We start from the raw sequence: 12,137 nt of genomic DNA, 5'->3' as shown, positions 1-12,137 counted from the left end.
ACCCGTCTCCGTCCCCACCTGGCCCCACTCGGCCCTGCCCGGCCCTGCCCGGACCTGCCCGGACCTGCCCGGACCTGCCCGGACCTGCCCGACCACGTTCCGCCCTGCTCCGCTCCGTGTCCTCCCGTTTCAATGGCCTTCAATCGAAGCACCCACGGCGCGACGACCGGGTTGAACGCGCCCAGAGCTGCGATGGCAAATCAGATCGGGTGCGCCCACCACCCCGACCATGGTGGTCCAGTGGCAGGCCGATGAGATTAATGGGATGAATCCCCAGATCTAGGACTTTCGTCGCGGTGACGTCCCGATCACGGTGAGTCGGTTACGCCCGATCACGGGTCGACATGCCGGACCGCGCCCTCAACCCTCACAAGAACTGACCACATCGCACTGAACACCACAGCGCGGAAGTTGCCGACACCAAGCCGGCGAAATTCGGCCGTGCCCGCCGAGCGGGGGCACCCGATCAAGCGATCGGGTGCGGCGACCGCCCGAAAACGGCAGGCACCCGCACCCAACGACATGATCGGGTGCGCCTGCCGCCCCGGGGCACCGCCATCGGGTGCCCTCACCGCCCCGAGGCACCACCATCAGGTGCGCTTGCCGCCCCAGGGCACCGCCATCGGGTGCCCTCACCGCCTCGAGGCACCACCATCAGGTGCGCTTGCCGCCCCGGGACACCGTCATCGAGTGCGCTTGCCGCCCAGAGGCACCACCATCGGGTGCCCTCACCGCCCCAGAACCCACCCCTCAGGTGACACACCGCCCAGGCCCACCGGGATCAGAGCGGTTGGGCGGTAGCTGCACCCGATCACGAGATCGGGTGCAGACACCCGCCGGAAACGGCGGGCAAGCGCCCCCAACGAGATGATCGGGTGCTGCTACTGCCCCGACAACCGTGATCGGGCGCTGCCACCGCCCCCGACAAGCGCGATCGGGCGCTGCCACCGTCCCCGACAAACCTGATCCGGCACGCCCGACGCCACAACTACCGAGATCGGAACGATGGAGCTGTGAAGCGATGAGGCCGTGAAGCGGCGAGGCGGTGGGCGCACCCGATCATGCCACCGGGAACGGACACCCACCGAAAACGGCAGGTCTGCGCACCCGATGACATGATCGGGTGCGTTTACCACTGTGGCCACCACGATCGGGTGCGCCTACCACCGTGAGCGCCGCGATCGGGTGCATTCACCGCCTCGACCGCCGCCATCGGGCGCGCTCACCCCCTCGACCACCCTGATCGGGTGCTCTCACCACCGTGATGACCGCGAACGGGCCGCCCCACCGCCCCACCCCCGAACACCGCGAACACCGCGAACACCGCGAACACCGCGAACACCGCGAACACCGCGAACACCGCGAACACCGCGACCGGATCCTGTCACCGTCGTGAGCGGAACCATGCCGGATTGCGGGTCAAAATTCGGGACGGGCGGGTGACCGTACCAAGGGAAAGCTTAGAAAAGGGTCAGCGGACCTATCGGCTCGGGCGTCGGCAACGGCTCCAAGGACGGCACCAAAGCGCGCACCTCGTCATGAAAACGGCGGCACAACTCGGGCGCATCCGCATTGTCCGGCGTGTGTACGAAAACGGTCGGCGTGCGTCCTTCGCGGAGCCACGACGCCACCGCCCGAACCCACCGCTGCCAGCCTTCGACCGTCACGGTCGTGTCGTCGCGGCCGAGGTAGCGGACGATCGGCCGGTCCGTGAGGGCGCGGGTCCGCAACGGCATGCGCGGCTTCTTGTTCCACGCGTCGCGTTCGCCGTCGCTCGTCGGCGGGGCGGTGAAGAACGTCGTCGTGTCGAACGGCACCCATTCCGCACCGACTCCGGCCAGCACCGCTTCCAATGCCCGCGGGTCGTCGAAGAACGCCGGATGCCGTACTTCGACCGCGTACCGCCGGCCCGACGGCATCGATCGCAGGAACCGGGCCAGTACCGGCAGGTCGGCCGGGGCGAACGAGCCGGGCAGTTGGATCCACAGGGTGGACGCGCGGTCGCCGAGGGGTTCGATCGCGTCGAGGAACACCCGCAGCGGGTCGTCGAAGTCCGTGAGCCGGCGCTCGTGCGTGATCACTTTCGGAATCTTCAGGATGAAGCGGAAGTCCGGCCCGACGCTCGCGGCCCAGCCTTGCACCGTTTCCCGCGTCGGCGTCGCATAGAAAGTCGTGTTGCCTTCCACGGCATTGCACCAGCCGGAGTACGCCCGGAGCCGATCCCCGGCGGTGAACGGACCCGCCCCGGGGACGAATCGCCCCTGCCACGATTTCAGGTTCCACATCGCACATCCGACGTGCAGGCGCACCGCCACTCCCCGTGTCAACTCCGCCGGACGGTCGAGGCCCGGGCCACCAATGCAGGCACAAAAGTAGCCTGCTCGTGGATGTGCTCCGGGTTGGTGGCCTCGTCGAGGACCAGGCGCGCCGCGGTCCGGCCCAGTTCCTGCCGGGGCTGGCGGACCGACGTCAGCGGCACCGCCGCCGCGGCCGCGAAGTCGATGTCGTCGAAACCGACGATGGCCAGGTCATCGGGGACGCGAAGGCCGGCCGTGACCGCGTGCTGCAGGAGTCCCAGCGCGAGCAGGTCGTTGGCGCAGAACGCCGCGGTCGGCCGGCGCCGGCTGGGCAGGCCGGCCAGCCGTTCGCCCGCGGAGCGGCCCTCGTTGACGGTCAGCGCCTCGGTCGGTACGTGGATCAGGTCCTCTTCGGGCAGGCCGAACTCGGCCCATACCGCCCGCGCGCCCTGCAACCGTTCCCGTACTTGGCCGATGCTCGCCGGGCCACCGACGAACGCCACCCGCTGATGGCCGCGATCGATCAGGTGCTCGACGGCGATCCGGCCGCCGAGGACGTCGTCGACGGCAACGGAGCAGTGGCCGCCGGAGCTGCTGAACCGGTCGACCATCACGAACGGGATGCCCCGCCGGGCGATCTCCTCGAGGTGCGCGGCGTCCGGGTCGGCCGGGGTGATCAGGATGCCTTGGACGCGCTGCTGGATCAGGCGGTCGATGTGTTTGGCCTCGCGTTCGGGCCGGCCGTTGCTGTTGCAGACGAACAGTGACAGGTCGGCTGCTTCGGCGGCGGTCTCGATGCCTTCGGCGACGTCGTGGAAGAACGGGTTGCCGCCGTCGAGCATCACGTAGGCGAGCGCCCGGCTCGTCCCGGCCCGCAGCTGGCGGGCGCTCTCGTTGCGCACGAATCCCAGGTCGGCCATGGCGCGCTCGACGCGTTCCCGGGTGATCGTGCTGACCACCGCCGGGCGGTTGAGCACGTTCGACACCGTGCCGAGTGACACGCCTGCGGCTTTCGCGACGTCTTTGACCGAGGGCGCGCGGCCGTTGCGCGACGGCTGACTCACCGGGACTCCCCTTCGCGACCGAATAGCGGACCGTGGCATTGAAACGTCATATCAAATGATAGGTGCGTGACGCTGTGACAACGCGCCCATAGCGTCCCACGTCACTGAAACATTTCACACCGCGGTGCCCCGGCGTTTGTGGAACCAGATGAACCCGGCCAGTCCGCCGACAGCAATCAGCAGCACGGCCGGCGTCAGCCAGTTCCAGTGATTCAGCCAGCGTAGCGAGTCGTCGGTGTCGCCCAGCACGGTGACCACCTCCCGCGGCGAGGCCCGGTCGACGAAGATCGGCAGGTCCGCGGTTGTCCGCTCCGGATCGCACTGGGCGCGGACGTCGCAGGCCACTTCGGTGCTCAGGATCTGCCCGCCGTACTCGTACTGCACCCGCACCGTGGAGCTCCGCCCGCGCGAGCTCCGGTGGTAGTGCCCGAGCGTCGCCGCCACCGGCGCCCTCTCCCGGCGCAGGCGTTCGGCCTTCGCCGCGTCGTCGACCTTGAAGTCGATCACCGCGGCCGCCAGGGCGATCCCGCCGGCGATCAGCAGGACGGCCACCAGCGCGGTGATCGGTTGGGCCCAGTTCGGGCCTTCCGGTTGCACGAACCGGACTGGAGGATCATGTCTCACCGTCACATGATGACGATCAAAGTCAATGTCCTTGGGGGTACGCGACGCGAGTACCGCCGTCGCCGCCCGGTAGCGTCGCCGTTCATGACACGACGACGGGTGATCAGCAGCGGTTCCGACTACGAGGAGACCTATGCGTACGCCCGTGCCGTGGTCGTCGGCGATCGTGTGTACGTCTCCGGTACGACCGGTTTCGACTACGCCACGATGACCATCTCCGACGACGTCGCCGAGCAGGCCGACCAGTGCCTGACCACGATCGACGCGGCGCTGCGGGAGGCCGGCGGTTCGATCGCCGACGTGGTTCGGGTGCGGTACCTGCTTCCGGACGGCACCGACTTCGCGGCGTGCGGGCCGGTGCTGCGCCGCTGGTTCGGCGAGGTCCGGCCAGCCGCCACGATGATGGTCGCCGGTCTGCTGGACCCCCGGATGAAGATCGAGATCGAGGCGGAGGCCGTGCTCGACCTCTGATCCGCTGCCGCACAGTTCGCCCACCAGTCGGACACCCGCCACCACGACCGGTAGACATGTTTCGTGGTCAGGGTGCGAAGCCCGTCCGCGTGGTGATTTCGGGCGCGCTGGACGCCCGAATTCACCACACCCGTGGCGGCGTGTTGAATACGGGCGCACTGCACGCCCCAAATCACCACACCCGTGGGGGCGTGGTGAATACGGGCGCGCTGGACGCCCCAAGTCACCACACCCGTGGGGGCGTGGTGAATACGGGTGGTCAGCGCGCCCCAAATCACCACACAGGCAGACCCTGACTGCGAAGGTGTCTACTCAGGCGCTGATGCGGAGGCGCTCCGCCAAGCCGCGCAACTCCGAACCGCCGGCCCGCCGGACCGAGCGCTCCAGCAGCGCCCGCGCCGTCTCGCGGGCCGTCACCGACGTGTGCACGTGCTGGGGCGCCAGCCGTTCGGCCGTCAGCAGGTACCGGATCGCCGCCCGGTCCTGGCCACGAACCCGCGCCAGCGCCCGCGCGGTATCCGCGAAATAGAACACCTGTCGGAAGCTCACCGGCAGCACCGACGGATCCACGGTGCGGGCGATCTCCACGGCCCGGCCCGGGTCCCCGCCGTCCACCTCGATCGCGACCCGCCAGATCGCCACGTTCGTGGGTCCGAAGTACAGCCCCTTCACGGTCGTCTCCCCGGTCCGCCCGGCGAGCGCGGCCGCCTCGTCCGCCCAGGCCCGGCTCTCCTGCGTCCGGTGCAGTCCGCGACTGCCCGTCGCGCACACCAGTTGCAGCGATCCCAGCACCTCCGCCGCACCGGGCGCACCCACCCCGCGAAGCTCGTCCACCGCGCGTCCGGCCAGCTTCAAACTTCGATGGTACGAGCCGCAGGCAGCCGCCGCCGTCGCGCGCGCATAGGCCGCGTACCCCATCATGACCTGGTCCTCGGCGGCCTCGGCCGCATCCCGGCATCGCTCGGCACCCAGCCACGCGTCCGCCGGACGGCCGAGGTTGCGCAGCACCGAGGAGGCGATGAAGGCTGCGTCGCAGAGCAGCCGCAGCGCGTCGGCACGGGACGGCCCGGCCGTAGCCGCGTGCAGTCCCCGCAGCAACGACGGCAGCAGACGGGCCGCCCCCGCGTAGGTCACACGCCTGCCGCAAGGTGTCCACCAGCGCGGCCGTTCGGACGAGTTCCGCAAACGGCACCGGCTCGCGGCTGATGTCCCGCTCCCCCGGGCCCGTCACCGACCGCACTCGAGTCACCGTCATACCCAAGCCGGCCGATCGGCTCACCGTGCGGATCGCGCAGGTCGATGTCGACGAGCGCCTGCCGCACCGCGTGCACCCCCAGGTTCGCGGCCGTCGCCTCCCGGTCGCCCGCCGTCACCGGCACCCCGGTCAGCTCGTCCGGCGGGCAGTCCAGCGCCGCGGCGACGTCCGCCAGCATGAACCGGTTGTCGGCCGCCTGCCGTCCCCGCTCGATCCGGCTCCAGGTGGCGTGCGATATCCCGGCGCGGCTGGCCGCGTACCTGATGCTCCATCCCCGCAGCTGACGGCGGACCTTGATGCGCTCGCCGATCCGGGGGTCACCGCTGACTCGTGGCGTCATGCCCGGACGCTAACCCGACCGCCCACCCGCGGTGGTACATCCCTGTACCGTCAGTTGCATGCCCCTGGCCGGGCCGTTGCACGCCCACAGTCGGCGCCGTGAAGGCACTGGTCCGATGACCGGAACGACGTCGGTCACTCGGGCAGCAGCATGCGCCCCTGAGCATCGCGGACGACCGGAACGACCTCGGTCACCGCGGCGGTCGGCACCGGACCGTAGATGTGCGGGAACTCGGCGGCGCCCGGCTCCGGGGCCTCGTACTTCACTGGCGACTCGAGGAGCTCGCTGTCGATGACCAGCACCACCAGGTCGTCGGCGGCGTCGCCGTAGACGTACTCGGCGACCGTCCGCAGCTGGTACGGCAGGGAACAGTGGATGAAGCCCTGCTCGTCGAGCGACACGCCCCGGGTCGACATCCGGTAGAGGCCCGAGTCGGCGGCGGCCTCCCAGCTCGACCGCTCGGTGATGTGGAGAAGCTGCGTCACCCCGCGACGGTATCGGATCCGACCACGAAGTCACGTCCCGACGATGGACGGACCCACAGGTGCAGGCTGGACGTGGCCACCACCAGGACGCGTCCCGAGTCGGAGAAGCCGGCCGCCCGGACCGGATCGCCGTCGTGGATGACCAGCGCCGCCGCCGGATCGGCAACCGGATCCGCACCGCCCGGCGGGACCAGGACCACCTTCTCCCCGGGCCAGTCCGGCGCGACCACCGCGACCCGCCAGCCATCAGACGTGAAGGTGCGCAGGCCGCCACCCCACAGCCCAGCCAGCGAAATCCGCCGGCCTTCGAACGGACCGATGCCGGCCACCGCCACCGGGTAGTGGTCACCGAACGTGTCGTCGTCATCCTCGCGGGCCACCGTACGGGCGGTGTCCGGGTCGAACACGCCGACACCGTTGTGGGAGAGCACCACCAGCAGGTCCGAGCCGGGCGCGAAGCCCACCCCGGTGACGCCGCCGATCCGGGTGGGCCGGACCCGCCACGGTGCCGGCGGTTCGGTGACCGGCCGGGTTCGCAGGGCGGCACGGAAGTCGGCGTACGTTGTCACCGGCGGGACTCCTGACGCTCGGAACCCGCATGGTAGCCGCCGCACGACAGGCGACGGCCACCGATGGTGAGCGGCGGTGAGGGCAAGGGCCCGACGGCATCCCTCGCCGAGAAGGCGCTACTTCACCCGGGCCAGCAGGGCGTTGAAGGCGACCTGGTCGACCGGTGGCCGGGGCTGCGGTGCCTGCTCCGGCCACCACGAGGCCACCGACTGGACGCCCGGCGCGAGCAGTTCCAGACGCGGGTGCTGGAAGATCTCGGCGAACTCAGTGCCGGTGCGGATCTGGGACTGGGCGTCGGCCACCGCCCGCAGCGCCGCCGACTGTTCCGCCGGCATGTACTCGTCGGTGCCGTGGCTGGCCACCACAAAGCTGCCCGGTGGCAGGGCGTCCACCAGCGCGGCCACGATCGCACGCGGGTCGTCGGCGTCGCGCAGGAAGTGGACGACGGCGATCAGCAGCAGGGCGACCGGCTGGTTCAGGTCCAGGGTGGCGCGCAGTTCCGGGTCGGCCAGGATGCTCGCCGGGTCCCGCAGGTCGGCCTGCAGGTACGCGGTGCGGCCGCGCGGGTCGCTCGCCAGCAGGGCACGGGCGTGGGTGAGCACCATCGGGTCGTTGTCCACGTAGACGACGTGCGACGACGGTGCGCCCTGCTGGGCCACCTCGTGGGTGTTGGGTGAGGTGGGGATGCCGCTGCCGATGTCCAGGAACTGGCGGATGCCCAGGCCGGCGAGGTGGCGGACGGCCCGGTGCAGGAACCAGCGGTTCTCGTGGACGGCGACCCGGATCGTCGGCATCCGTTTCTCGATCTCGCGGGCGGAGGCACGGTCGGCCTCGAAGTTGTCCTTCCCGCCCAGCCAGTAGTCGTAGCGGCGGGCGGGATGGGCCACCATGCTGTCGATCGAGGAGTCCACCCGATCAGGATAGGGGTCCGTTGTGGACCGGTCCGAACCAGTGAAGGGCGTCGCCGTGTGGGCGGGCCCAGGCGAGCGGCTCCCCGTTGAGCGACAGGACGTTGTGCAGGGTCGGCGCCGGCGGTGGCGGGAGTTCCCACTGGTCCAGGACTTCCGGAACCTCGATCGAGAGCCACTGGCAGGGCGTTTCGCGTACCAGAGAAAGGAAGATCTCCCGGCGCTCGGCCGGAACCTGGTAGAGCACCGAGGTGTGGAAGACGACCAGGGTGGCGTCGGTGGGCGCCTGCGCCGCCAGAGCCGGGAGGGCATCGGCGAGGTCGCCGCGGATCAGCCTGGCTGGGTCGGCGGCGGCGGTCCGGGCGGCGGCACTCTGCCGGGTACGCCGTGCGTCGTGCTCCGGCCAGACCAGCGCCTGGAGCCAGGCCGCGTCGGCGATCCTCGGCCAGTCGTCCACGGCGAAGGTCAGGAACCGGGTGACGTCGTCGACCGGCCCGTCCAGGTAGCGGACCACGGCGAACAGCAGGTTCGGCTGCCGCTTGGCGGCCGGCAGCGTGTCCAGGAGCGCGAGGAGACGGTCGTCGGCCGCGACCGCCGTGGCGAGGGCCTGATAGGCGGGCGACGATCCGGCGGCCTCGCGGGCGGCGAACTCGGTGTAGACATCCGCGGTGATCACAGCCGTCATAGTCGCAAAGCCGATCACGAATCGAGAAGTCCCGGGCGCCGCGCGCACCTAGCATGGCGGGCATGAGCAGCCATGTCGCCGACAGTCACGATCTCATCCGGGTGCACGGCGCGCGGGTGAACAACCTGAAGGACGTCAGCGTCGAGATCCCGAAACGCCGTCTGACGGTGTTCACCGGGGTGTCCGGGTCGGGCAAGAGTTCGCTGGTGTTCGGGACCATCGCCGCCGAGTCACAGCGGATGATCAACGAGACGTACAGCGCGTTCGTGCAGGGGTTCATGCCGTCGCTGGCCCGGCCGGACGTGGACGTCCTCGAGGGCCTGACCACGGCGATCATCGTGGATCAGGAGCGGATGGGCTCGGATCCGCGCTCGACGGTCGGCACGGCCACCGACGCGAACGCGATGCTGCGGATCCTGTTCTCCCGGCTGGGCAAGCCGTACATCGGGTCGTCGCAGGCGTTCAGTTTCAACGTCGCCTCGGTCTCCGGGGCGGGGGCGGTCACCACCGAGAAGGCCGGGGTGACGGTCAAGGAGCGGCGCACCTTCAACCTCGTCGGCGGGATGTGTTCCCGGTGCGAGGGCCGCGGCTCGGTGACCGATTTCGACCTGACGCAGCTCTACGACGAGACGAAGTCACTGAACGAGGGCGCACTGACCGTTCCGGGTTTCAGCATGGACGGCTGGTCCGGCCGGATCTTCCGGGGCTGCGGCTGGTTCGACCCGGACAAGCCGATCGGCAAGTTCACCAAGAAGGAACTGAACGACCTGCTCTACAAGGAAGCTACCAAGATCAAAGTGGAGGGGATCAACCTGACCTACCTGGGTCTGATCCCGCAGATCCAGAAGTCGTTCCTGGCCAAGGACGTGGACGCGATGCAGCCGCACATCCGCGCCTTCGTCGAACGGGTGATCACCTTCAGCGCCTGCCCGGACTGCGGAGGCACCCGGCTCAGCGAACTGGCCCGCTCCTCGAAGATCAAGGGTAGGAACATCGCCGACCTGTGCGCGATGCAGATCAACGACCTGGCCGCGTGGGTGCGCGCCTACCAGGAACCGTCGGTGGCGCCGCTGTTGGAGAAGCTGCGGCACACCCTGGACTCGTTCGTCGAGATCGGCCTCGGCTACCTGTCGCTGGACCGGTCGGCGGGCACGCTCTCCGGCGGCGAGGCGCAGCGCACCAAGATGATCCGGCACCTGGGGTCGGCGCTGACCGACGTCACGTACGTCTTCGACGAGCCCACCATCGGCCTGCACCCGCACGACATCCAGCGGATGAACGAACTGCTCCTGCAACTGCGGGACAAGGGCAACACGGTCCTGGTGGTGGAGCACAAACCGGAGGCGATCGTGATCGCCGACCACGTCGTCGACCTCGGTCCGCGGGCCGGTTCCGCCGGTGGCGAGGTGGTCTTCGAGGGTACGGTCGACGCCCTGCGCGCCAGCGGCACCCTGACCGGCCGGCACCTCGACGACCGGTCCACGGTCAAGGCCACCGTCCGCAAGCCGTCCGGCACGCTGCCGATCCGCAAGGCCGCCACGCACAACCTGCGCAACGTGAACGTGGACGTCCCGCTCGGGGTGCTGGTGGTGGTCACCGGGGTCGCCGGCTCGGGCAAGAGCTCGCTGATCCACGGCTCGGTGGCGGGACGCGACGGCGTCATCGCGATCGACCAGGGCGCCATCCGGGGGTCGCGGCGCAGCAATCCGGCCACGTACACCGGACTGCTGGAACCGATCCGCAAAGCCTTCGCCAAGGTCAACGCGGTCAAGCCGGCGCTGTTCAGCCCGAACTCGGAGGGCGCCTGCCCGAGCTGCAACGGCGCCGGGGTGATCTACACCGACCTGGGGATGATGGCCGGCGTGGCCACCCCCTGCGAGCTGTGCGAGGGCCGCCGGTTCGACGCGGCGGTGCTGGGCTACAAGTTCGGCGGCAAGGACATCAGCGAGGTCCTGACCATGCCGGTGGCCGAGGCCGAGGGATTCTTCGCCACCGGCGACGGCAAGCTCCCCGCCGCCCACAAGATCCTGGAGCGGCTCACCCAGGTCGGCCTGGGCTACCTGACCATCGGCCAGCCGCTGACCACGCTCTCCGGCGGTGAGCGGCAGCGCCTCAAGCTGGCCACCCACATGGGCGGGGCGGGCAGCGTGTACATCCTCGACGAGCCGACCACCGGCCTGCACCTGGCCGACGTCGAACAGCTGCTGGGCCTGCTGGACCGGCTGGTCGACGCCGGCAAGTCGGTGATCGTCATCGAGCACCACCAGGCGGTGATGGCCCACGCCGACTGGATCATCGACCTGGGCCCGGGCGCGGGACACGACGGCGGCAAGGTCGTCTTCCAGGGAACCCCCGCCGACCTGATCGCCGACGGTTCCACCCTGACCGGGCAACACCTCGCCGAGTACGTGACCGGCTGACCGCTGCTACCGTGCCCCACGTGGGATGGTTCTCCAGGACAGCGCCGACCGCCGCCGAGGTCGAGGCCAAGGCGGCGCAGATCCGGGCGAAAGCCGACCGGGCCGGCGTCGACGTGCTCGGCGCGCTGGCGGTCGGCCACAGCCTGGTCGCCGGCACCAACCTCTACCTGGTCGTGCACCCGGAACGCCTGGACCTGGTCAGCACCGGCCAGGTCGGCGGGCTGATCGGCGCCGAGGCCGGCCGGGAGAGCATCCCGCTGACCGACGTGAGCCGGGTCGGGTTCCGGCCCGGCCTGCTCCGCTGCACCGTCGAGATCACCTGGTCCGGCGGCACGTTCGACTTCAGCGCCGACCGGGCGATCGGCGCGCTGCTGGCCGAGACGATCCAGTCCCGCCTCGAGGCCGGCCCGGTGAGCGACGCCGACGCCACCCTGCTGCGGCACCTCGCCGACCTGCACGCTGCGGGTGTGCTGACCGACGAGGAGTACGCCGCGAAGAAGGCCGGACTGCTATGAGAGGCGTTTCAGACTGCGGGCGTTGAATCCGAGGTCATAGACCTGAATGCCGGAGTTGACGGTCGCGTAGCCACCCGTGCAGTTGGCATTGCTGTAGTACCGAACGTTGTACCGGGTCCGATTCTTGCCGGCTCTCGGGTAGGTACCGATGGGATGACAGGCGATGTCAAGCGGTACGTCGTAGCCGGCGAAATAGCCGGTGTAACTGGCTCCGGCCCATCCGCACAGGCGATTCGGATGAAGCTCGCACCGCTCGACACCGGCTTGAGCAGGAGTGACGCCGATCAGGAGGCCTGCTCAAGCCGCCACGCTGGACGCCGCCACCCCTACTGCCATTTTCCAGTCCCCTTGGAAGAAAGCACTCGAAACCACCACCACCGACGGCCGAGCCCACCCAGCCGTCGCCCACGGTCTGCCCCGAACCACCTACACCACCGTCGACGACGGCCGAGCCCACCCAGCCGTCGCCAGTGGCTCTACGCGGCCCACAAAACCACCACCAG

Annotated in this window: 14 protein-coding genes; 4 read left to right on the top strand and 10 right to left on the bottom strand. The window is 69.8% G+C overall.

Annotation, left to right across the window (positions count from 1 at the left end; translation table 11 throughout):
- Positions 1–1,264: 1,264 nt before the first annotated feature.
- Positions 1,265–1,396, top strand: coding sequence for a hypothetical protein (locus WH85_RS53945; RefSeq protein WP_281179158.1), 132 nt, complete (start codon positions 1,265–1,267; stop codon positions 1,394–1,396).
- A gap of 64 nt (positions 1,397–1,460) precedes the next feature.
- On the opposite strand, the gene WH85_RS44605 is transcribed toward WH85_RS53945, so the two are convergent.
- From WH85_RS44605 to WH85_RS44595, 3 genes are all read right to left on the bottom strand, one after another.
- Positions 1,461–2,285: a DUF72 domain-containing protein gene (locus tag WH85_RS44605; protein WP_211275642.1), complete on the bottom strand. Its 825-nt coding sequence runs from the start codon at positions 2,283–2,285 to the stop codon at positions 1,461–1,463.
- Positions 2,286–2,323: 38 nt separating this feature from the next.
- Positions 2,324–3,361, bottom strand: a complete 1,038-nt coding sequence (locus tag WH85_RS44600) for a LacI family DNA-binding transcriptional regulator (protein WP_157411608.1) — start codon at positions 3,359–3,361, stop codon at positions 2,324–2,326.
- A 114-nt stretch (positions 3,362–3,475) separates the two neighbouring features.
- On the bottom strand, positions 3,476–3,958 hold the full coding sequence (locus WH85_RS44595; RefSeq protein ID WP_045748278.1) for a DUF3592 domain-containing protein: 483 nt from the start codon (positions 3,956–3,958) through the stop codon (positions 3,476–3,478).
- 111 nt (positions 3,959–4,069) lie between these two features.
- On the opposite strand from WH85_RS44595, the gene WH85_RS44590 reads away from it, so the two are divergent.
- Positions 4,070–4,456: a RidA family protein gene (locus WH85_RS44590; RefSeq protein ID WP_045748277.1), complete on the top strand. Its 387-nt coding sequence runs from the start codon at positions 4,070–4,072 to the stop codon at positions 4,454–4,456.
- A gap of 312 nt (positions 4,457–4,768) precedes the next feature.
- On the opposite strand, the gene WH85_RS44585 is transcribed toward WH85_RS44590, so the two are convergent.
- From WH85_RS44585 to WH85_RS44560, 6 genes are all read right to left on the bottom strand, one after another.
- Positions 4,769–5,590 (bottom strand): XRE family transcriptional regulator, encoded by an 822-nt coding sequence (locus WH85_RS44585; RefSeq protein WP_211275641.1) that lies wholly within the window; start codon positions 5,588–5,590, stop codon positions 4,769–4,771.
- Complete coding sequence (locus WH85_RS54290) at positions 5,587–6,051, bottom strand: helix-turn-helix domain-containing protein (protein WP_045748276.1); 465 nt, start codon at positions 6,049–6,051, stop codon at positions 5,587–5,589. The genes WH85_RS44585 and WH85_RS54290 overlap by 4 nt, the downstream gene beginning before the upstream one ends.
- Positions 6,052–6,185: 134 nt before the next feature.
- On the bottom strand, positions 6,186–6,536 hold the full coding sequence (locus WH85_RS44575) for a DUF952 domain-containing protein (RefSeq protein ID WP_045748275.1): 351 nt from the start codon (positions 6,534–6,536) through the stop codon (positions 6,186–6,188).
- Complete coding sequence (locus WH85_RS44570) at positions 6,533–7,105, bottom strand: hypothetical protein (protein WP_045748274.1); 573 nt, start codon at positions 7,103–7,105, stop codon at positions 6,533–6,535. Before WH85_RS44570 ends, WH85_RS44575 begins: the two co-directional genes overlap by 4 nt.
- 117 nt (positions 7,106–7,222) lie before the next feature.
- The gene (locus tag WH85_RS44565; protein ID WP_045748273.1) at positions 7,223–8,017 is read right to left on the bottom strand and encodes an SAM-dependent methyltransferase; all 795 of its coding nucleotides are present in this window, start codon (positions 8,015–8,017) and stop codon (positions 7,223–7,225) included.
- A gap of 4 nt (positions 8,018–8,021) precedes the next feature.
- Positions 8,022–8,699 (bottom strand): DUF2332 family protein, encoded by a 678-nt coding sequence (locus tag WH85_RS44560; protein WP_211275640.1) that lies wholly within the window; start codon positions 8,697–8,699, stop codon positions 8,022–8,024.
- A 62-nt stretch (positions 8,700–8,761) separates the two neighbouring features.
- Here WH85_RS44560 and WH85_RS44555 point away from each other — a divergent pair, with 62 nt between their 5' ends.
- Positions 8,762–11,119: an ATP-binding cassette domain-containing protein gene (locus tag WH85_RS44555; RefSeq protein ID WP_245674367.1), complete on the top strand. Its 2,358-nt coding sequence runs from the start codon at positions 8,762–8,764 to the stop codon at positions 11,117–11,119.
- Between the two features lie 20 nt (positions 11,120–11,139).
- Positions 11,140–11,634, top strand: a complete 495-nt coding sequence (locus WH85_RS44550; protein ID WP_045748270.1) for an SHOCT domain-containing protein — start codon at positions 11,140–11,142, stop codon at positions 11,632–11,634.
- Here the strand turns inward: WH85_RS44550 and WH85_RS54285 are convergent.
- Positions 11,629–11,919 (bottom strand): peptidase inhibitor family I36 protein, encoded by a 291-nt coding sequence (locus WH85_RS54285; protein WP_425394697.1) that lies wholly within the window; start codon positions 11,917–11,919, stop codon positions 11,629–11,631. The genes WH85_RS44550 and WH85_RS54285 overlap by 6 nt on opposite strands.
- Positions 11,920–12,137 lie beyond the last annotated feature (218 nt).

The sequence above is a fragment of the Actinoplanes rectilineatus genome (assembly GCF_000962825.1).
GTDB classification, from domain to species: domain Bacteria; phylum Actinomycetota; class Actinomycetes; order Mycobacteriales; family Micromonosporaceae; genus Actinoplanes; species Actinoplanes rectilineatus.
The sequence above is the reverse complement of the archived record's forward strand: the minus strand, read 5'-3'. Positions and strand labels throughout refer to the sequence as shown.

Coding starts and splice junctions, on each gene's coding strand:
- WH85_RS53945 (WP_281179158.1), top strand. CDS start 1,265: ATGACCGCGAACGGGCCGCCCCACCGCCCCACCCCCGAACACCGCGAA.
- WH85_RS44605 (WP_211275642.1), bottom strand. CDS start 2,285: ATGTGGAACCTGAAATCGTGGCAGGGGCGATTCGTCCCCGGGGCGGGT.
- WH85_RS44590 (WP_045748277.1), top strand. CDS start 4,070: ATGACACGACGACGGGTGATCAGCAGCGGTTCCGACTACGAGGAGACC.
- WH85_RS54290 (WP_045748276.1), bottom strand. CDS start 6,051: ATGACGCCACGAGTCAGCGGTGACCCCCGGATCGGCGAGCGCATCAAG.
- WH85_RS44560 (WP_211275640.1), bottom strand. CDS start 8,699: ATGACGGCTGTGATCACCGCGGATGTCTACACCGAGTTCGCCGCCCGC.
- WH85_RS44555 (WP_245674367.1), top strand. CDS start 8,762: ATGAGCAGCCATGTCGCCGACAGTCACGATCTCATCCGGGTGCACGGC.